General features: G+C 57.6%; 1 protein-coding gene. It reads right to left on the bottom strand.

The annotated features are described in order from the left end of the window. Positions 1–1,015 (bottom strand): immunoglobulin-like domain-containing protein (locus tag ACQZ2L_RS25025; RefSeq protein ID WP_430328308.1); only part of this gene is annotated, 1,015 nt, incomplete at both ends.

Genomic DNA, 1,015 nt, shown 5'->3' with positions numbered 1-1,015 from the left:
AGGAACCTGGATCGAACCCTTGCCGTTAGCGTCGATGTCGACGGTGTAGTCGGTGCTGCCGATGCGCACATTCAGTACGACTGGCGCGCTGCCGGCTTGCGGCTTGTTGCTCAGTTCGAAGTTGAAGGTGACGTTGGCGTCGGCTTCAGTGGCTGGTACCCCGGTGACCGATACAGTTGTGACATCGATAGTATCTTCGACGGTTACTGTCGTAGTCGCGCCAGTCAGATCGACGGCTTCGAAGTTGCCACCGTTGACCGCAGTAACGGTCGCAGTGACTTCGCTGCCGTCTTTGTAGACGTCTTCAACATTGGTGTTAGGGACCTGGAGAGTGCCCTTGCCATCGGCGCCAACGTTGACGGTGTAGTTGGTACCACCGACATTCACAGTCAGCGTGGTGGTACTACCGGCCTGCGGCGGGTTGCTCAACTGGAAGCTGAAGGTGAGGTTGGCATCACCTTCTTTAGCTGGCTCTGCGGACACAGCAACAGTGGTGGTGTCGATGGTGTCTTCGACAGCGACAGTAGTAGTCGCGCCAGTCAGATCGACGGCTTCGAAATTACCGCCATTGACCGCAGTGACGGTTGCGGTGACTTCACTACCGTCTTTGTAGACGTCTTCAACGTTGGTGTTTGGGACCTGGAGGGTGCCCTTGCCATCGGCGCCAACTGTGACGGTGTAATCAGTGCCACCGACGTTGACGGTCAAGGTAGCAGTGGTACCAGCCTGAGGCGGGTTGCTGAGCTGGAAGTTGAAGGTGAGGTTTGCATCGCCTTCTTTCGCAGCTTCGGCGGTGACGGCCACGGTTGTGGTGTCGATGGTGTCTTCGACAGCGACAGTGGTGGTCGCGCCAGTCAGATCCACAGCTTCGAAGTTGCCGCCATTCACCGCAGTGACGGTCGCAGTGACTTCGCTGCCATCTTTGTAGACGTCTTCAACGTTGGTGTTCGGGACCTGGAGAGTGCCCTTGCCATCGGCGCCAACAGTGACGGTGTAATCAGTGCCACCGACGTTG

It is taken from the genome of Pseudomonas shirazensis, from assembly GCF_050496565.1.
In the GTDB taxonomy this organism is placed as follows: Bacteria; Pseudomonadota; Gammaproteobacteria; order Pseudomonadales; family Pseudomonadaceae; genus Aquipseudomonas; species Aquipseudomonas shirazensis_A.
This window is presented reverse-complemented; position numbering and strand designations above follow the sequence as displayed.